The organism is Methylobacterium organophilum, assembly GCF_022179465.1.
Classification (GTDB): domain Bacteria; phylum Pseudomonadota; class Alphaproteobacteria; order Rhizobiales; family Beijerinckiaceae; genus Methylobacterium; species Methylobacterium organophilum.
In genome coordinates this window covers 230,104-249,463 of record NZ_BPQV01000006.1, presented here as the reverse complement: position 1 = coordinate 249,463, position 19,360 = coordinate 230,104, and the positions used below count along the sequence as shown (strand labels likewise).

At 66.7% G+C, this 19,360-nt stretch carries 13 protein-coding genes and 2 pseudogenes; 8 read left to right on the top strand and 7 right to left on the bottom strand.

All coding sequences use genetic code 11. From position 1 onward, the window contains the following. The first annotated feature begins 203 nt into the window (after positions 1-203). Complete coding sequence (locus tag MFF21_RS12350; protein ID WP_238311414.1) at positions 204-1,865, top strand: DUF3987 domain-containing protein; 1,662 nt, start codon at positions 204-206, stop codon at positions 1,863-1,865. Here MFF21_RS12350 and MFF21_RS12345 read toward each other — a convergent pair. After that, the gene (locus MFF21_RS12345) at positions 1,859-2,722 is read right to left on the bottom strand and encodes a LysR substrate-binding domain-containing protein (protein WP_283206529.1); all 864 of its coding nucleotides are present in this window, start codon (positions 2,720-2,722) and stop codon (positions 1,859-1,861) included. The two genes, MFF21_RS12350 and MFF21_RS12345, sit on opposite strands and share 7 nt — an antisense overlap. Before the next feature lie 236 nt (positions 2,723-2,958). On the opposite strand from MFF21_RS12345, the pseudogene MFF21_RS24110 reads away from it, so the two are divergent. Together MFF21_RS24110 and MFF21_RS12340 are read left to right on the top strand one after the other, a co-directional pair. Beyond that, positions 2,959-3,063 (top strand): annotated as a pseudogene (locus MFF21_RS24110) (IS630 family transposase); the annotation flags it as partial. 45 nt (positions 3,064-3,108) lie between these two features. Beyond that, positions 3,109-4,305, top strand: a pseudogene (locus MFF21_RS12340) (IS3 family transposase). A 466-nt stretch (positions 4,306-4,771) separates the two neighbouring features. Here MFF21_RS12340 and MFF21_RS12335 read toward each other — a convergent pair. The 6 genes from MFF21_RS12335 to MFF21_RS12310 form a co-directional block, all read right to left on the bottom strand. Further along, positions 4,772-6,136, bottom strand: coding sequence for a hypothetical protein (locus MFF21_RS12335; RefSeq protein ID WP_238311412.1), 1,365 nt, complete (start codon positions 6,134-6,136; stop codon positions 4,772-4,774). Between the two features lie 341 nt (positions 6,137-6,477). After that, positions 6,478-8,079 carry a dipeptide ABC transporter ATP-binding protein gene (locus MFF21_RS12330; protein WP_238311411.1) on the bottom strand — a complete coding sequence of 534 codons (1,602 nt, stop codon included), beginning with the start codon at positions 8,077-8,079 and terminating at the stop codon, positions 6,478-6,480. Between the two features lie 113 nt (positions 8,080-8,192). Then, positions 8,193-9,059, bottom strand: a complete 867-nt coding sequence (locus MFF21_RS12325; RefSeq protein WP_238311410.1) for an ABC transporter permease — start codon at positions 9,057-9,059, stop codon at positions 8,193-8,195. Next, on the bottom strand, positions 9,059-10,054 hold the full coding sequence (locus MFF21_RS12320; RefSeq protein ID WP_238311409.1) for an ABC transporter permease: 996 nt from the start codon (positions 10,052-10,054) through the stop codon (positions 9,059-9,061). The genes MFF21_RS12325 and MFF21_RS12320 overlap by 1 nt, the downstream gene beginning before the upstream one ends. An 89-nt stretch (positions 10,055-10,143) precedes the next feature. Further along, on the bottom strand, positions 10,144-11,763 hold the full coding sequence (locus MFF21_RS12315) for an ABC transporter substrate-binding protein (protein ID WP_238311408.1): 1,620 nt from the start codon (positions 11,761-11,763) through the stop codon (positions 10,144-10,146). Positions 11,764-11,791: 28 nt separating this feature from the next. Next, complete coding sequence (locus MFF21_RS12310; RefSeq protein WP_238311407.1) at positions 11,792-12,730, bottom strand: LysR substrate-binding domain-containing protein; 939 nt, start codon at positions 12,728-12,730, stop codon at positions 11,792-11,794. Between the two features lie 267 nt (positions 12,731-12,997). Between MFF21_RS12310 and MFF21_RS12305 the strand changes: the two genes are divergently transcribed. Genes MFF21_RS12305 through MFF21_RS12285 form a run of 5 tightly spaced genes read left to right on the top strand, consistent with a single transcriptional unit; the run spans position 12,998 to position 19,346 of the window. Continuing rightward, entirely contained in the window at positions 12,998-14,206 is a 1,209-nt protein-coding gene (locus MFF21_RS12305) for an aromatic ring-hydroxylating oxygenase subunit alpha (RefSeq protein ID WP_238311406.1), read from the top strand. 30 nt (positions 14,207-14,236) lie between these two features. Then, positions 14,237-15,283 (top strand): flavin reductase family protein, encoded by a 1,047-nt coding sequence (locus MFF21_RS12300; RefSeq protein WP_238311405.1) that lies wholly within the window; start codon positions 14,237-14,239, stop codon positions 15,281-15,283. After that, complete coding sequence (locus MFF21_RS12295; RefSeq protein WP_238311404.1) at positions 15,283-16,542, top strand: cystathionine gamma-synthase family protein; 1,260 nt, start codon at positions 15,283-15,285, stop codon at positions 16,540-16,542. Before MFF21_RS12300 ends, MFF21_RS12295 begins: the two co-directional genes overlap by 1 nt. Positions 16,543-16,557: 15 nt before the next feature. Continuing rightward, a complete protein-coding gene (locus MFF21_RS12290) occupies positions 16,558-18,165 on the top strand; it encodes an FAD-dependent oxidoreductase (RefSeq protein WP_238311403.1) in 1,608 nt (535 codons plus the stop codon). An 8-nt stretch (positions 18,166-18,173) separates the two neighbouring features. Then, complete coding sequence (locus tag MFF21_RS12285) at positions 18,174-19,346, top strand: NAD(P)/FAD-dependent oxidoreductase (protein WP_238311402.1); 1,173 nt, start codon at positions 18,174-18,176, stop codon at positions 19,344-19,346. Positions 19,347-19,360: the final 14 nt, after the last annotated feature.

The following is a 19,360-nucleotide window of genomic DNA, read 5'->3' as shown; positions in this document are numbered from 1 at the left end:
CGCGGTATCCCAACCTGACCCCGATCTGTTGCTGGAAAGACACGCACAACGGCGAATAATGGCGGTCGAAGAGGATTCTCGAATTATCCTACATTGTATCGCTAGCCCGGCGGCCCTTCTGTCCTCGACCCTCTGCGCATCGGCCGACTTCCCCGCGGGTCGCGTGACGACGCGATCCGCACCGACTTCCGCTCAGGTGCGCCATGACCCTCGATCAAGCTGACCGGCCCAACCCGAACCGTCCGGCCGACCTCGCCCCTGCAATCCAGTCCTCCGACGGCGCCCCCCTCCGGCCCGAGGCAGGAGTGGCCGGCCTCGCCGACGACCGTGCTGCCGTCTCCGCGGGCGGTGACAGATTCGCCGCGTTCTCGGAGGTGAGCAAGGCCGCGTTTCCGCGCGATCCAGACCTGTCCTTCCTCGCGCCCACGATGCTGCCGGCGCCGGGCTTCCCGATCGAGGCGCTGCCCGATGGGGTGCGGCAGTTCGTGGATGCGGCGGTCCGGGGCCAGAAGACCCATCCGGCCTTCGTGTTCACCAGCGCCGTCGCCACGCTGGCCGGGGCGGTCGGAACGGCGGCCCATCTCTGGGTGAGCGCCGATTGGCGCGAGCCCAGCGTGGCCTGGACCCTCATGGTGGCCGCGGCCGGCATGGGCAAGTCGGTGGCGATGGGCAAGACGGTCCACGTGCTGACCGCGCTCGGCATCGCGGCCCTGGAGCGCGCGGCGGCCGCCCCCGCCGAGGAGGAACTGGCGCAGATGGTCCGTGCCGAAGTCAGACGGCGCACGCAGCGGGCGATCCGCGACGGGCTCGACCGGGCGGAGACCGACTTCTCCGCCTACATGGTGCGCGACGAGGCGGCCATGAGGCCGGCGGCGCTGAACACCTGCACCAGCACGACCCTGCCCGGCATCCTCGATCGCATCGCGGCCCAGCCGCGCGGACTGCTGCTGGCGCAGCCTGACGTGATCGGCCTCGTGCGCGGCCCGACGATGCGTTCGGACGAGGGCCGCTCGGCCCTGCTGCAGGCCTATGACGGCGACCCCTATGTCCGGGAGCGCGCCACAGGTGCGCAGGTGATCCCGGCTCTGCAACTGAGCCTGTGCGGCGGCGTGACCCCGGACAAGCTCAGCGCTTTGATCGGCCGGGAGGATGACGGCCTGCTTTCGCGCTGCCTGGTCAGCTACCCGCAGGTCGAGCGCGATCCGGAACTTGCACCCCGTGGCACCGCGGCGGCGCCCCCGATCGAGGCGGTGCTGCGCCATGTCCTGGCGCTGCCGGCCGCGCGCGAGCGCTTCGGCGGCCACACCGTACTCCTGAGCGAGCACGGCCGGCGGGCGGTTGAGGTCGCCTCGCGCCGCTGGGCGAAAACGGCGGACGATACGGACGGGATGCTGGCCTCGACCTACAACCGTGCCACGACCCAGTCGCTGAGACTGGGCCTCGTGCTTGCAATCTTCGAGCACGTGCTCGCCGGCAAGGCCGGCTTCCCGCAATACCTCAACGAGGACTGCGTCCGCGCGGCGGTGACGCTGGTCGACACGCATTACCTGCCGAGCGCGGAGCGCGCGCTCGAACGCGCCGAGGCACGTCCGGACCCGGACAGGGGCCTGCGCGACATCGCCCGGTTCATCGCCCGCCACGTCGAGGACGAGCGTGTCGGTGCCCCGACCTTCAACGCGCGAGCCTTGCGCGAAGCGCCGCGGGCGCCGTCCGGCCGCGACCACCGCGTCTGGACACAGGCGCTGGAGCGGCTAGTCCATCTTGGCTGTATCACGGAGGCGCCGCGGCACAACGCCACCGGCCGGACCCGGAGCGACTATCGCGCTCATCCCGAGTTCGTTACGGCGGCCCGCAAGGTTCAGTGAGGCTGCCCGGTCATGAGCGCCGGGAGCAAGAGCGCGCGCTCCCGGTGTTCTGCACGTTTTGCGCATTCCGCGCAGCCTTGAGAACAACAATCGAAGGTTCGTTCTCCAGCCGCTCGACTCAAACCAAATGTGTGGACACACGAGACAGATGGGGACGACCAGCAGAGGCGCTCAAACAGGCACTCATCAGTCCGGTCCAAAGCCAGCAGGTCAAGTCCGTCCTGAACATCATCGACCGATCCTTGGGGGAGCATACCTAAAACACGATTGATAAAGTATTTGCAGGCCTTCAGTAGATGCCAATCACGCATTATTCGCATCTGCATGCGACGGTCGCAATTTATTTTCGTCCGCAAGGGTAGTACAACGATTGAGTTTTCGCGCAGCTGCGATCCGATCGAAAGCGTTGCAATTGGAGCCAGTGCTTGGCCATCTGGGACAAAGGAGATGAGGACCGCAAGCACATTCTTGGCCAGGACCGTCTCGATCGATAGACCTTCACTGAGGCATGCAGACTCGAAAGCGAGCCACAGGGTCGTATTCCGCGCTGGCAAGGCAATCGGATAGGCCGATATATCGCGCAGATCTACCTCCTTTCTACTTGGGAGTGGATGGTCAATCGAAGCTGCTATCACCATCTTGACGACCGATTGATAGACGACGTCGACGGCTGAAGTCGTCACGGTCGGAAACGCAAGCCCCAAATCAATGTCACCACGTTCGACTTGCCGCGCCACCGTAGCCGGGGAGCCAACTGTCAATTCAAATCGTATTACGTGGTATGTCTGTCGAAATTCCTGGATTATATGCGGCAGCAATCCAATAGTAAATCCCTCCGAGCTTCCTATGCGGATCAATCATCGCGTGAGAACGTTTAGTTCGCGGATCTCTGTCGCGACTCGATCTGTATAAACTTGAATTCGCTGCGCGTGCTTGGCTAGGAGTTCTCCCGCGGGACTTATCTGCCTGGATGCGAGACCTCTTGGCGTCTAAGACGAAGCCAACAGGTCTCGCATCCAGATAGCTAGAGCACCATCCGAGCGTGATGAAACGGCTAGCGAGGTGAAGGGTTGGTCGGCGAAGGAGAGCGCCGATGTCATCAGCCCTGTCCGTCGATCTGCGTCAGCGCGTGGTCCATGCCGTCGCGGCCGGCGCCTCGCGGCAGATTTTGTTGAAAAACTCGGCTGTTGCAGCGGCATTTCTAAGGTGATTCACTGCCGTTGTGAGGCAGGGATCGAAGCAGATGATGGGTCCTCGGCAAGTCGAGCAGGGCGCTCTGTTCTACGAGTTCTCGCTCGACACCCACGTTCCCGCCGACCATCTACTGCGCTCCATCGACCGCTTCGTCGATCTCAGCGACTTGCGCCGTGCGTTGGCACCGTTCTACGCCTCCACAGGCCGCCCCTCCGTCGATCCCGAGCTGATGATCCGCATGCTGCTCATCGGCTACTGCCTCGGCTCGCTCCGAGCGGCGCCTATGCCAGGAGGTTCATCTCAACCTCGCCTACCGCTGGTTCTGCCGGCTCGGGCTCGATGGCCGGGTGCCGGACCACTCCACCTTCTCGAAGAACCGGCACGGCCGCTTCGCCTTCATCGAGCAGCATGCGCGGACCTGGCCGGTGCGTCTCAAGTGCCGCGTGCTCGGAGTCTCACCCAGTGGCTTCTACGGTTGGTGGTCACGGCCTGAGAGCGCCCGCTCGGTCTCCGACCGCCAGCTCCTGGACGACGTCCGGCGCATCCATGCCGCCCACCACCGGCGCTACGGTGCCCCGCGCGTGCATGCCGCCCTGCGGGCCGAGGGCCGGTCCGTCAGCCGCGGGCGGGTGGAGCGTCTCATGCGCCGGTATGGCATCCGTGTCCTGGCGGGGCGTCGATTCCGGCCTTGCACAACTGACAGCCGTCACGATCTCCCCATCGCGCCCCCAATCTCCTGAAGCAGGATTTCTCGGCCACGCAGCCCAACACGGTTTGGCTGGCCGACATCACCTACCTGCCGACCGGCGAGGGCTGGCTGTACTTGGCTGCCGTCCTCGATCTGGCCACGCGCAAGATCGTCGGTTGGTCGATGCGCGATCACATGCGCGCCGAGCTGAGCGTAGCGGCATTGATGATGGCCGCCCAGCGGCAGCGGCCGGCCGCCGGGCTCATCTGCCACTCGGATCGCGGCAGCCAGTATGCGGCCGAGGCATACCGGAGGCAGCTTGCCGGCATGGGGGCGAAGCCGTCGATGAGCCGGACGGCTTGCTGCTACGACAACGCCCCGATGGAGAGCTTCTTCCACACCCTCAAGGTCGAACTCGTCCATCAGCGACGATGGGCGACCCGGGATGAAGCGCGGCGCGATCTGTTCTCTTACATCGAGGGCTACGACAATCGGCAACGCATCCACTCGGCAATCGGCTATCTCACCCCCGAGCAAGCCGAGAGGACCGCGAAATGATCTCCCTGTGTCCGCGATGTCGAGGGAGGATCATTGCCGCTGACCGGTAGGTCGGTGGGCCGTCGATGGTAGCGGCTATGGACCGACGTACTGAGGACCGCATCGACATCGTGTCCGTCCGCATCGATCACCTGCCAGTGGCAGCCTCGGCACGAGCCTGGGCATCACCACCCTCGTGGAGGGCGCCGAGACCGAGCCGCATGGCACCTCGCCCGGGCGGAGGGGCTGAAACAGGTTCAGGGCTACCTTTTTGGCCGGCCGGTCCCCGGCGCGCAGATCGCATGACGGGTATTATTTCGGAAAACTGATGCCCGCATGCGGCCCTGGACGATATAGCGTCCAGGGCCGCAACTGCCTGCAAAACCCATAATATGAATAACTCATAGCATTATATTGTCGATCACGACAGAATGCCAACCCATTAAATCGGCATGGACGACCATCTGATTACAAAAATATAACCATATTAGAAATAATATCCGATGTTGACGTAAAAGCTTTTCTTGAATTTGTTGTCGCCGCCTGCGGCCAGGCCCTGGGTGTATTGCCCAGCCCCTGTATAGGGATCATTCCGGCCAATGCGCATTTCCGTGTAAACGTAAAGGCCGCTGATGTTGCGGATCGTCCAGGCTGATCCGACGATGTAGCGTTCCGTGTCGCGGTAGGCGCGTTGATCCTTGTAGTATGCGCTGTAGTTAAAGTAGGGCACAATCTCAGTGAACGGGCCAACAGTCGGCGTAAACTTGTACGAGACATCTCCAGAGAAGAAGAACGCCTTTGTTGCCAGATTGTACGAGCCATCGTAGCTGCCGATGGTGATCAGGCTGTTACGCCCCCCAGGGTTCCGTGGGTCGATATCAACCCGCGCACCGATCGCACGCAAGGTCCAAGGCCCGTACGTCCCGACGAAATGGAGGGCCTCCTGCTGTTTGGAGCCGTAAGTGCCGGTGTCGTAATTGTAGATGCTTGAGTGCCAGATCGAGGCGCCGACTGTCGCCGTTACGGCCTCGTTCCGGAAGAAGGTGTACTCGCCTCGCCCGACCAGCATGTGCTGCTCGACGTTGTTGGAGCCACCTGCCACGTAGCTATCGGCCTTGACGACGTTGGTCGAGTACCGCGAGGCCTCGCGGCTGATGCCGAAGTAATTCCCGCCGTCTGCGGGAAAATAACCAAGCTGGTAATTGAAGTCCTTTTCGACGTGAGAGAACTTCAGGCCTGTATTGTAAACCTCCTCCAGCCCGGCGACAAAACCCACCGTCTCGAAAAACGTCGTACTGAAGTAAGGCACCAATCCGAACGGCACCTGTTGCAGGCCAACGGAGATGCTATCCTCCGGAGAGAGTTTGACGCCGGCATAGGCGAACTGCAGGAAGTTGAACTCTCCAAAAGTACTCTTGTAGCCGGACTCGCGCGTGTAGGGATAGGCACCACCGTAGAAGCGGTATTGGGCGGCTCCGAACAACGTGCTGGAATCGTAAGCCGCTTTCACGATCAGCGTGTCGAAGCCGAAATAGCTCCGGGTATCGGGCGCGCCGGTTCGAGCGTTCGTAGCATCGAAATTCGCATCGATTCGGGCGCGGATCGCGCCGCCGAACGTCCATTTCCCGTCGACTACGGAGGGAGCCGCCAGCGGAGCGACGGGGTTCGGCGCCGACGCGGGGATCTTCTTCCGCCGCGGTTCGGGGACGGTCACCCTCTGTGCGCGGTTCACGCGGCTCGGCTCCGCGTCGAGTTCTTGCTGCTGAGCGTGCGCGAGGCCGCTACCGAGAATGGCGAGGCCGCTTGTAACGACGGCTCGGGCAAGCCAATGAGTACCGACCCTGTCCTGCATTTCGGAGCACCCCAAGTCTTTGATTTATGCCCTTCCGTATTGATTTGTTTTTATTCAAACGGTTGGCGATAAAATTTAGAATCCAAAATCGAATTGCTCCAAGAAACAAATCCTTAAAACGGTATGACTTTTTATCATTGCCGAAAAATTGGGACGAGCGTCGATTAAACCGGAGGCTTTGCGCTCAGCGCGCGATCATTTCTTTCCGATCCGCCACGGCGGTCGGTCATTTATGGTCATCCGAGTCGATCTTTCGCAGACGGGCAGAGCCTATCTCCGCCCCGCCGCGTTCCCCGGCGGCGAAGCGCCGGGAGCGATTCCTTGGCCAGCGCAGGCTCGGCTCAGGAGGCCGGCGCCTTCAGCTTCGCCGCGTGGAAAGCCCGCCCTGGGATCGCTGCGACGAGTTCGCGGGTATAGGCGTGTTTCGGTGCCGAGAGCACCGCGCTCGGGCTGCCGCTTTCGACGATCTGGCCGCGCCGCATGACGATGACGGTGTCGGCGATCTGTGCGGCCACCCGAAGGTCATGCGTGATGAAGAGCATGGTCGTTTCGGTGCGCGCGCGTAAACCGTCGAGAAGATCGAGCACCTGCTTCTGGATCGACACGTCCAGGGCGGATACGCTCTCGTCCGCGATGATGATCTTGGGCCGCATCGCGAGCGCCCGGGCGATGCCGATGCGCTGCCGCTGGCCGCCGGAGAAGGCACCGGGCTTGCGCGCCAGCACGGTAACCGGCAAGCCGACCTCGCGCACAAGGCGTTCGGCCTGCGCTTTTGCCTCGGCTCGGTTGAGACCGCCGAGGCACCCGGCCCGTTCCAGGATGCTGCCCACGGTGCGCTGCGGGTTGAGCGAGCCGAAGGGGTCCTGGAAGATCATCTGAATGAAGCGCCGGCTCGCGTTCAGCTCCCGTCCGCTCAGATGCGCGAAGTCGCGCCCTTCGATGACGACTTGGCCGCTGGTCGGCTGGATCAGGCGGATGATGCTGCGCGCAAGGGTGCTCTTGCCCGAACCGGACTCACCGACGATCGCGACCGTCTGGCCTTTGAGCACCTCGAGATCGATCCGGTCGAGCGCCTGCATCTGGCCGTAGCGCTTGGACAAGGCGCGGACCGAGAGGATCGGATAGCCCTTCGCGACGATGTCGCGGCGCATCGTCCCGCTCGGCACGGCCGCGAGCAAGGCGCGCGTGTAGGGATCGGAGGGATGGCTCAGGATCGCTTCTGCCGTTCCCTGCTCGACGATGCGGCCATGCCGCATCACCACCACCCGGTCGGCGATGTCGGCGACGACGCCGAAATCGTGCGTGATGAACAGGATGCCGTGCTCCTTCCGGTCCCGCAGGCCGCGGACGAGGTTCAGGATCTGGGCCTGTGTGGTCACGTCGAGGGCTGTGGTCGGCTCGTCGGCGATGAGCAGGCGAGGGTGCAGGCTGAGCGCCATGGCGATCACCACGCGCTGGCACTGGCCGCCGGAGAGCTGGTGCGGCAGGCGGTGCATCATCGCCTCCGGATCGGGCAGTTGCACATCGCGCAGGAGGCCGAGAACGCGCTCTCGGATCTCGGCCCGGGACAGGGTCGGCTCGTGGATCTCGAACATCTCGCCGATCTGCGCGGCCACCGTCATGGCCGGGTTCAGCGAGGCCATCGGCTCCTGGAAGATCATGGCGATGCCGCAGCCGCGGATCCGGCGGAGGCGCTCATCCGGCAGGCGCAGCATGTCCTCGTCCCCGAACAGGATGCGCCCTCCGGCGGCCGTGAGACCGAGCGGGATCGCGCCCATGATGGCGCTCGAGAGGATGGACTTGCCGGAGCCCGATTCGCCGACGATGCAGACGATCTCGCCTCGGTTGACGGTGAGGCTCGCGCCTTCGACGGCGAAGGGTCGGTCCGCACCACGCGGCAGCCGGACCGTGAGGTCTTGGATGGAGAGAACGGGCTCCAGCATAGGGCGTTTCCGGCTCGACGGCAGGGAGGAATGTGTGGGGCGAACCACCCCACTGACGGGTTGGGGCAAGCGTGGAGAGTGGCCCGAAGGCGCGCTCCCCAGATCCGGGCGGGTCAGACCGGCACGGCGGGGGCGGCCACCTCTTCCGAGACCGGCCCTCGGCCGCCCTCGCGCAGGGCGTCGGCCAGCAGGGAGAGGCCGAGCATCAGCGAGGAGATCGCGATGCAGGGGAAGAGGATGAGGTGGGGGAAGGCGATGGCGAGGCTGCGCCCCTCGTTGACCATGCCGCCCCAGTCCGGAGTGGGCGGGGGCAGGCCGAGTCCGAGGAAGCCAAGGACGCCGATGGTGATCGCCGTGTAGCCGAGCCGCAGACAGGCATCGACCACGAGCGGCCCCGTGACGTTGGGCAGGATGTCGATGGCCATGATCCGCAGCCCGCTCTCGCCCTGGGTCACGGAGGCCTCGACGAAGTCGCGCGTGCGCATGTCGAGGGTGAGCGCCCGCACGATCCGGAAGATCGCCGGCGAGCTCGCGAAGGTCACGGCCAGGATGATGTTCAGGCCCGACGCCCCGAACCGGGTGATCACCACGAGGTAGAGAACGAGGATGGGGAAGGAGAGGATGACGTTCGCGCCGAACGAGAGCGCCCGGTCGAGGGGACCGCGATAGAACCCCGCGACGAGGCCGGTGGCGATGCCGAGAAGGTAGGCGGTACCGGTGGCGAGCCCCGACCAGATCACCACGGAGCGCGCGCCGTAGATCAGCCGCGCGAAGATGTCCCGGCCGAGGATGTCGGTCCCGAGAAGGAAGAACGTGCCGTCGGAGCCGCGGGAGAGCGGTGTCTGCAGGGGGACGAAGCTGTGCAGCGGATCGTGGGGCGCGAGCCAGGGGGCCAGCAGGGCGCAAACCAGCCAGAACAGGACGACGAGGCCGCCGATCGAACCCAGGGGCCGATGGCGGAGAGCGAGGAGCGCGCGCATCAGACCACCTCCATCTTCTTCAAAAGGGAGAGCCTGCGGATGGTCGCAGCCGGGCGTCTCTCGCGGACGGGCCGTGTCCGCGGATTGAGCCACGTGTTCACGAGATCGGAGGCGAGCTGGGTCGTGACGACGACGAACACGCTGATCATCGCGCAGGCCTCGATCACGTCGATGTCGCTGTTCAGTCCGGCCTCGTAGAGGAGCGAGCCGAAGCCGCGATACGCGAAGAAGACCTCGACCACGATCACGCCCGAGAGCAGCCACGGGATCTGCAGCATGATCACGGTGACGGGCGCCACGAGGGCGTTGCGCAGCACGTGCCGCAGGACGATCCGGCGCGGATCAGCGCCCTTCATCCGGGCGGTTCGCACGTAGGGCGCCGTCATGACCTCGGCCACGGCCGCGCGGGTGACCCGCGCGAGATAGCCGGCCGCGTAGAGGACGAGGACGAGGAGGGGCATCACCAGTTCGCGCAGGGAGAAGCCCCCGGTCATCGTGCTGGCGCCCGGGAGCAGGCCGAGCCAGAAGACCAGCAGGCCCGACAGGAAGACGGCGCTTGCGAATTCCGGCACCGACGTCGTCACGATGCTGAAGACCGAGATGAGACGATCGGCGAGGGATCCTTCCCGCGTCCCAGAGAGGATGCCGAGGCCGAGGCCGATGGGCACCATCAACACCAGCGTCGCCCCGCCGAGGATGGCCGTAGCGGCGAGGCGCTCCGTGACGAGGTCGAACACGGGGACTTGGTAATGCAGGGATTGGCCCCAGTCCCCGGAGAGGAAGCGCTGGAGCCATTGGACGTACCGCGCGAGGAAGGGCTGATCGTAGCCGTGCTCGCGCAGCCACTGGACCCGCTGGGCGGCTGTCGAAAACTGCCCGAGCATCTTCACGGCCACATCGTCCGCGTCGAGTTCGAGGAGAAAGTAGACCGTGAACGAGACCGCGAGCATCGTCAGGGCGATCTCGGACAGGCGGGTCAGGCCGGCGCGCATCATGAGGCATTCCTTCGTGCCGCTCCGCCGGCGGTTCGGCGGAGGCGGGTTCGGGGCATGGGTCGGTGCGGCAGGCCGCACCGGCGACGGCATCAGGCGAGCCAGACCTTGTGGAGATCGAAGCAGTCGCTCGGATTGAGCGCGTAGCCGCGGACACGGCTCGCGACCGCCGTGTACTTGTTCATCCAGAACGGCTGCACCATGAGCGCCGCGTCGCGCAGGATCGTCTCGACCGAGACCATAGCGGCCTTGCGGGCCTGCGGATCGACAATGCCCATGGCGTTGTCGAGGGCTGCGTCGAAGGCCGGATCCGCGAAATGCGTCTCGTTCCAGGCCGCGCCGCCGCGATAGGCCAGGTCCAGGGTCTGCACGGCGAGGGGGCGGTGGGCCCAGTAGGTCAGCCCGAACGGAACCTTGTTCCAGATCGGCCAGTACTGCGCGGCCGGCATGACGTCGAGCTTCACCCGGATGCCGGCCTCGGCGCATTGCTGCTGCAGCACCTGGGCCGTGTTCTGCTCCCAGACGCCCTGCGTGTTGCCGACGGCGATCGCGAGATCGAGCCCGTTCGCATGGCCCGCCTCCCGCAGCAGGTGCTTCGCCTTCTCCACGTCGCGCTTGGGCGCGGCAACGGGCGCGTATTCGGGCTGGAAGGGAGCGACGTGGCAATTGTCGCCGATCACGCCGGCCCCGCGAATGGCCACGTCGAGGATGCGGCTGTTGTCGCAGGCCAGCACCACGGCTTGGCGCACGCGGATGTCGTCGAAGGGCTTCTGGTCGACCTGCATGCGCATCACCGGGGTCTGCGCGGCGCGGCCGGTGAGGATCTGCACGTCGCTCAGGCGCTTGGCGAGGTCGAGATCCGAGACGTTGATGCGGTAGAGCATGTCGACCTGCTGCGCGGCCAGGGCCGCGAGATGGGTCGAGATATCCGTGCCGAGGTCGATGAAGCGGATCTCGTCGAGATAGGGCATCTCGCCCCAATATTCGGTGCGCCGCACCAGGGTCGCCTTCTGTCCGACCTGGAACTCGGCCAAGCGATAAGGGCCCGTGCCGATCGGGTTCTTGCTCCAATCCCCGCCCATCTTCTCGAAGTCGCGGTGCATGATCGGCGTGTTCGGCGCGTAGAGCATCTCCGGCAGGGCGAGCAGGGGCCGGTCGAGATGCAGGCGCAGTTCGAGCGGCCCGAGGATTTCGATGTCCCGCAGGGCGGCGAAGGTCGTCTTGTTGGAGGATTTCGAGGCCGGCCCGATCCAGCGGCGGAAATTGGCCGCCACATCCGCGCTGGTGAAGGCATCGCCGTTCGACCACTTGACGTTCGGCTGCAGCCGGAAGGTCCAGGTCTTCAGATCGGCCGAAGGATCCCAGCTCGCGGCGAGATAGGGATGGACGACGTTGTCGGCATCGACCTTGGTCAGATACTCGATCACGTTCCGGAAGACGTTGGCCGCCTCGAAATAGGTGGATGCGGCCGGATCCTGCATCTCCTGGATCTGACAGGCGAACCGGACGCTGCCGCCGCGCTTGGGCGCCTCGGCCGCCGCGGCGACCGTCGTCCGCCCCGCGAAGGCGGCGGCGCTCGCCGCGGACACGCCGAGCCAGGCCGCGGTGCGCAGGAAGTCGCGCCGCCCGATCAGCCCCCTGTCGAGACTGTGGCAGAGATCCTCGATCGCCGGATGTTGCGGGCGACCGCTCAACGTCTTCAACCTGAACATACCGCTCCCCCTGTCTCGGTTCGTGCTGTCAAAGGTCTTTCACAGGGTGCGCTCCGCTCTTCGCGGGTCCCGTGAATCGCTCGATCATCCAGGCGCGGAACAGGGCGATGCCCGGCTCCGTCACGTCTTCGGGATGGAAGGTGAGGTAGTAGCCGTGCCCGTCCTCGCAGACGGTGTCGTAGGGCTGCACGAGCTGGCCGCTGGCAATCAGGTCGGCGAACATATGGATGTCGGCCAGGACCACGCCGGCCCCCGAGAGGGCGTATTGGACGGCGAGGCTGGCCGTGTCGAAGGCGAGGCCCCGCTCCGTATTGAGCCCGATCCCAGCCTGCGCGGCGAAAGCGTCCCACAGGAAGCCGCGTGGCTGGCCGTCGAGGCGGACATGCAGCAATTCGTTGGCGGCGAGAAAGGCGGCGAGGTCGAGCCCTTCGCTGTCCCGGGCGAGTTCGGGCGAGCAGAGCGGCGTCACGCGGACCGTCCAGAGCAGGTCGCGAATCGCGTCGCCCTGGCGGGGCCGGTCGTAGATCACGGCGATGTCGAGATCGCGCGACGGGACGCCGGTGACAGAAGAGCTGGAGACGTCGACAGGAATGTTGGGGAATTCCCGTCTAAAATCCCGCAGCATCGGAATCGCCATGTGCTGCAGGAAGGACGGCGGCATGTGGACCCGCAGCGTCCGCACGAGTCCGCTACCGTCTCGCAGGATCTCGTTCATCGTGTCCTGGAGACGGTCGAAGGACTTGCTGATCGTCGGCAGGAGCGCGGCCCCCGCCGGGGTGAGGATGAGCCCGTGCGGCTTGCGCTCGACGAGCTTGCATTCGAGCAGAACCTCGAGGCTGGCGACGTGACGGCTGAGTGCGCTCTGGGTCACGTGAAGGGCCTGGGCTCCTGCGGTGAAGCTCAGATGCTTCCCAACGGCCTCGAAGGCCCTCAGGGCATTCAGCGGGAGCCAGCGTCGATCGATCATCGAATCCTCTTAGTGCGGCGAGGCGCAACCGGCCTGCCTCCTGCGGAGGACAAGCAAGATGCCTGCATCGCCCAACTTAAGGGCAGGCGCTGCACTATTTGCCGCCATGCAGTGAAATTCTGCCTGGCAAATGAGCTTTACTGATAAGCATCCTCAATTTTGCGATAGCATCTTGCAATTGCTTAAATTCGATACCGACATTCCAAAATGGAGTTTTTCTAAGTCGGGAAGCTTGTGGCAACGTCTCCGCACATTCCGGAGACACCCATGTACGACCTCAAGCGGATCCGCGCTCTTCTCGACGAACGCCGTCCAGGTTATACTCTGCCGCAGTCTTTCTATAATGATCCCGAGATCTATCGCTTCGATCTCGACGCCATCTACGGCCGCTCATGGATCATGATCGGGTTTGAGACCGAGATCTCGGAGCCGGGCAACTATATCGCCACCAAGATCGGCGAGACTCCCGTCGTCGTGGTGCGCGACCGAAACGGCGACGTGCGCGGCTTCTTCAATTCGTGTCGTCACCGGGGGGCGCAGATCTGCGAGCATGGCCACGGAAAGTCCGCGCGCCTCGTCTGCCCCTACCACCAGTGGACCTACGGCCTCGATGGCAAGCTTCTCCATGCCGGCCGCATGCAGGAGAGCTTCGATCCGTCCGAGCACGCCCTGGTGCCGATCCATGTCGAGCTGGTCGCGGGCACCATCTATGCCTGCATCGCTGACACGCCGCCCGATTTCAGCGCCTTCCGCGACGGCCTGACGCCGCTGCTCGCTCCCCACGACCTCGCCAACGCCAAGCTCGCGCACCAGAGCACCCTCGTCGAGCGGGCGAACTGGAAGCTCGTGATGGAGAATGGTCGCGAGTGCTACCACTGCGATGCCAAGCATCCGGAGCTGTCCTTCACCTTCCCGACCGGGACGAGCCGGAACTTCGACTACAACGGTGATCCGAAGCTCGCCGCCTTCAACGCTCGCATGCAGGAGGTCGGTCTGCCGGTCGGCCCCATCGAGGGCGACTGGTTCCAAGCCATGCGCTTCCCTCTGAACGAGGGCTGCACCTCGATGTCGGAGGACGGGCGGGCCTGCGTCTCGAAGCTGATGTGCGAGGCTGGCGGCGGCGACATCGGCTCGATGCGCTGGGCGCTGGAGCCGCACAGCTTCGCCCACGCAGTCGGCGATTTCGTGTTCATGTTCTCGGCCATGCCGACCGGACCGCAGGAGACGGTCGTCACCTCGAAGTGGCTCGTCCACAAGGATGCCGAGGAGGGTGTCGACTACAAGGTCGACGAGTTGATCCGTCTCTGGACGACGACCAACATGCAGGACCGCGACCTCGCGGAGAACAATCAGCGGGGCGTCAACGGCGCGGGATACCGGCCGGGTCCGTATTCGGAGGAGGCCGAGGAGCTCGTCCGCCGCTTCGTCGACTGGTACTGCAACAAGGCCCGCAGCTTCGTCGAAGCGAACGCCTGAGCAACCCTCGGCGGCGGGCGAACCATGGACATGCAGGCCATCTGGCGGGGTGGCGGAGATCGCCTCGTCTGCGCGGCGATCCGCGACGAGGCGCCGGGCGTCAAGACGTTCCGCTTCGTGCCGGCTTCGGGGTCCCGGATCGTGTTCGATCCGGGGCAGTTCCTCACCATCGCGGTACCGCTCGGGGACGAAGCGGCTTGGCGCAGCTTCACCATCGCGAGTTCGCCGCTGCGCGGCGACGGCGTCGACCTGACCATCAAGGCTCAGGCAGGCGGGCGGGCGACGCGCTGGCTGCACGACAGCCTCGCGCCGGGCATGAGTCTGGAGTCGCGTCCGCCCGCCGGCAGCTTCCGGCTGGCGGCGGCGCCGGACCGTCCGCTCGTGCTGGTCTCGGCCGGCAGCGGAGCGACGCCGATGGCCGCGATCCTGCGCTGGCTCGCCGACCGGGACCTCCGGGTGCCCGTTCACCATGTCCATGTGGGGCGCACCCGTGAGGACCTGCTCTTCCGGGAGGAGCTGACCGACCTCGCCCACCGAATCGGCACTTGGCGGCTCGACTGGATCGTCACGCGCGGCGCCCCCGAGCCCGGCATCCTGGCCGGGCGGCCGGAAGCCGGGTTCTGGACCACGCTGATTCCGAGCCTTCGCGACGCGGAGGTCTTCGCCTGCGGGCCCGGCGCCTTCATGAGCGCCGTCGCCGCCGCGCACCGGACGACCGGGGCGGCGACAGCCCGCTTCCATCAGGAGAGCTTCGGCACCGAAGCTCCGACGGCCGCGCCGCCGGCTGTCCTGCCCTCGGAGGCGGCGGGGGCGGAACAGCTTGCCCGCTTCCTGCCCTCCGGCCGCGAGGCGATGGTGCGGTCGGGCGAGAGCCTGCTCGACGCCGCGCTGCGCGTCGGCGTGCGGATTCCGAACTCCTGCCGCCAGGGGATCTGCGGCACCTGCCGCGTCCGCAAGGTCTCCGGCGAGGTCAGCATGACCCATGCCGGCGGCATCTCCGACGAGGAGATCGCGGACGGGGACATCCTCGCCTGCTGCGCCCATCCGCAAGGCCCCGTCACCCTGAAAGTATCGTGATGAGCCCTCCAGATCGCATCCTGCGTCCCGAAACGGTGACGATCACGCATGGCTACGACCCGCACGCCTATCGAGGGGCCGCCAAGCCGCCCATCTTTCCCTCCTCGACCTATCTCTACCGCTCGGCCCAGCACGCGAAGGACGTACACCGCGCCTATTTCGACGGCGTGCCGATGCCGGATGACGAGGATCCGGGCTACATCTATGCCCGCCTCGGGCATCCGAACCTGACCATGGTCGAGCGCCGTCTTGCCGCCCTCGACAAGGGGGCGGACGCAGCGGTGTTCGGCAGCGGCATGGCCGCGATCAGCGCCGTGATGCTCGCCTTCCTGCGGCCCGGCGACACGGTCCTGCATTCTCGCCCGCTCTACGGCGGCACCGACGGCCTCCTCTACGGGGAACTCGCCGCCTTCGGGATCAAGGCATTCGGGTTCAAGGACGGCCTCGACGGGGCCGCGATCCGAGCCGAGGCCGAGCGCGTGCTCCAGACCGGCTCGCTCGGGCTGATCCACTGCGAGACGCCGGCCAACCCGACGGGCTCCGTCAGCGACATCGCACTGCTCTCGGAGATCGCCGAGGCGGTCCGGCTGAAGCAGGGGCGCCGGCCGCTCATCAGCGTGGACAACACCTTCCTCGGGCCCTTCCTCCAGTCGCCGCTGGAGCACGGAGCCGACCTCTGCATCACCTCGCTCACGAAATATGCGGGCGGCCACAGCGACCTCCTGGCCGGCGGCGTCAGCGGATCGGCTGTGCTGATCGATCGCCTCAAGAAGCTGCGCACACTGCTCGGGAGCCACCCGGACCCGCATGTCTGCGCCGGCCTGCTGCGCTCCTTCGAGACGCTGCACCTGCGCACCGAGCGGGCCTGCGCGAATGCCCGGAAGATCGCAGACTTCCTGAGCCTGCACCCCAAGATCCGCTCGGTCTCCTTCCTCGGCCATGCCGATCCCGACACGCCGGCCGGGGCGCTCCTGGCACGCCAATGCTCCGGCACCGGCTCGACCTTCTCCTTCCGCATCCACGGCGGGGAGGCCGAGGCCTTCCGCATGCTCGACCGGCTGAGCCTGATCCGCATGGCGGTCAGCCTCGGCGGGACCGAGACCCTGATCTGCCACTCCGCCACCACCACCCACTACTCGGTCCCACGCGACCGGCGCGAGGAGGTCGGCGTCGATGACGGCACCCTGCGCATCTCGGTCGGCATCGAGCATGCCGACGACCTGATCGCCGACCTCGTCCAGGCGCTCGACGCCGTCTGAAGGAGCAAGCCCGCAATGGACGACACCATCATCGCCGGGGTTCCTGCCGCGCAGGTCGACCTGAAATCGCTCCACGGGAAATTTCCCGCTGCCCGTGAGCATGTCGAGATCCTGGTCGTCGGCGCAGGCCCCGCCGGCGTCGCCGCGGCGATCGAGGCGGCCGCCCACGGTGCCCAGGTCAAGCTGGTGGACGAGAACCCGCTGTCCGGCGAGCTCATCGGCATGGACGTGCCGCTGTTCTACGGCGGGCGGGCGGGGGCCGCGGTCCACAACACGGAGCGGATGCTGGAGCAGGTCTTCTCCAGCAATCCGCGCCTGGAAGAGGCGTTCGAGGCGGGCGTCGACGTCGCCCTCGGCGTCCAGGCCTGGGGCGCCTTCGCGCCCGGTCCCGGCGCACAGACGCTCCCCGGACCGGTGGTCGGCCTCGCGAACGAGACGGACACCTGGTTGTGCGGCTTCGATCGGCTGATCCTCGCCGCCGGCGCGCGCGACCTCGTCCTGTTCTTCGAGGGCGTCGATCAGCCCGGCATCATGGGCGCCCAGGCCCTGCACGCGCTTCTCGCCCGCTACGACGCCTTCGAGGGCGGGCGCATCCTCATCCTGGGCAGCGGCAGCCTCGCCGTGCAGACGGCTGAACTGGCCCTCGCCCGCGGCCTCACCGTCTGCGCCCTGGTCGAGGTGCGCGAGGCGCCCGAGACCGATTGCGCCGGGCTCGCCGCCCGCGGCGTCGAGATCCTGACCGGTCACGTGATCCGCGCCGCCGAGCGCGGGCCGTTCGGAACGACCGGCGCGGTGCTTCGCGGCCCCGATGGCGCGGAGCGGCGGATCGCCTGCGACACCATCTGCCTCGCGGTCGACAGGATCCCGAACGTCGAACTCCTCGACGTCGTCGGCGCGACGCTCGAATTCGACGGCGCCCGCGGCGGCTACGTGCCCCAGCTCGATGGTGCGGCGACGTCGCGGCCGGAGGTCTTCGTCGCGGGCGACTGCGCCGGCCTGTCGGACGCGTCCCCGGGGGAGATCGCACCGGCGGAGGCACAGGGCCGGCTCGCCGCGCGCGCTGCGCTTCGCTCCCTCGGACGCACGGTCGAGGCGACGGAGCCCGCCGCCGTCCGGCCGACGCGGGACCGTCACCCCTACCGGCTCGACTGGATGCGGGCTCTGCTCGCGGTCGGTTCGCCCGAGGTTCTGGCCTGCCAATGCGAAGAGGTCTCCCGCGGCGATCTCCTGGGTGTGCGGCCGCCCCGCTATCTCGGACCTGCCCCGGCGGCGGTCGAGAAACGCGACCTCGGCAGCCTCCTGCGTGACGGTCCCGTGAACCAGGACCAGATCAAGCGGCTGACCCGCGCCTGCATGGGCCCCTGCCAGGCTCGGCGCTGCCGGGAGCAGGTGGCGATGATGCTGGCGATCGGCGGCGACCGCGACCTCGCCGGCGTGCCCCTCGCCGGCTACCGCGCGCCGGTCCGCCCCCTGACCCTCGGCCTGCTCGGCCGCATCGAAGAGATCCCGGCGATGCGCGAGCATTGGGACGTCTGGTTCGGCATCCCGACCCAATGGGTGCCCTATGCCGATATCGGGACGCCCCGCGAGGCCGAGTATCTCGGCGGCAACATGCACCTGTGAGACGGACCATGAACGAACAGATCGCTCTGCCCTCCGGCGCATCCGTCGTCGTCGTCGGTGCCGGCGTCACGGGTCTCAGCGCCGCCTGGTGGCTCGCCCGCTCTGGCGTCGACGTGGTCGTCCTCGACAAGGGGGTGGTCGGCTGGGAGGCCTCCGGCCGGAACGGCGGCGGCTGCTCCCACTACCAGAGCCCGCTCTTCCTTGAGGAGCAGCGACTGTGGCCGCAGATGGACGCGCTTCTCGGCTACCCCACCGAGTACCGCCGCGAGCGGATCATCCTCGCGGTGACCGACCGGCAATGGGCCCAGTACCGGCGCATCGCCGAGATCATCCGCCAACACGGGATCCGCGTCGACGAACTCGACCCGCAAGCCTGCCGCGAAGCGATCCCGCTTGCCGGCGACAACGCCGTCGGCGCGATCCACGTCCATGGCGGCGGCCATGCCAACCCGCAGCGCACGGTGCAGGCCTATGCCTGGGCGCTGCAGGATCTCGGGGGGCGCATCCTGCAGCACTGCCCGGCTCAGCGCATCGTCCTGCGCGGCGGCAAGGCCGCAGGCGTCGAGACCCCGCGGGGCTTCATCGCATGCGACCACGTCGTGGTGGCCGCGGGACCGCAGAGCGAGGCGCTGCTGGCCCCGGCCGGGATCCGGCTGCCCCTGGCCTCGGCCCGCGCCGAGATGATCGTCACCGAGCCCCTGCCGCTCATGCGCATCGGGGGCTGCGACGGCAACGGCCTGTACGGGCGTCAGACGCTGCGCGGCAACCTCGCCTATGGCGGCGGCCCGCATGAATGGCTCGACGTGGAGCCGGACGGCCCGTTCGCCCGTCCGAGCTCGCCCCTCCTCGCCAACCTGTCGCGGCGCCTCGCCGACCTGTTCCCGAAGGCGGCCCATGTCCGCGTCATCCGCTCGTGGGCCGGCATCATCGAGAACACGCCGGATGGGCGTCCGGTGATCGACCGGCCCGCCGATCCCGGCAACGTCACGGTCTGCACCATGTCCGGCGTCGGGTTCGGATTGTCGCCGGCCAGCGGCCACGCGATCCGCGACCTCGTCCTCGACGGGCGCTGCTCGTTCACCGACATCGAGAAGCTCGGCCTGCACCGCTTCCGCAACCTCGCCCCCGATTGGCGCGAGCGCCAGGGCTGGCTCACGCCGACGGCCGCAGCGGCGGCCTGAGATCCCCGACCCCT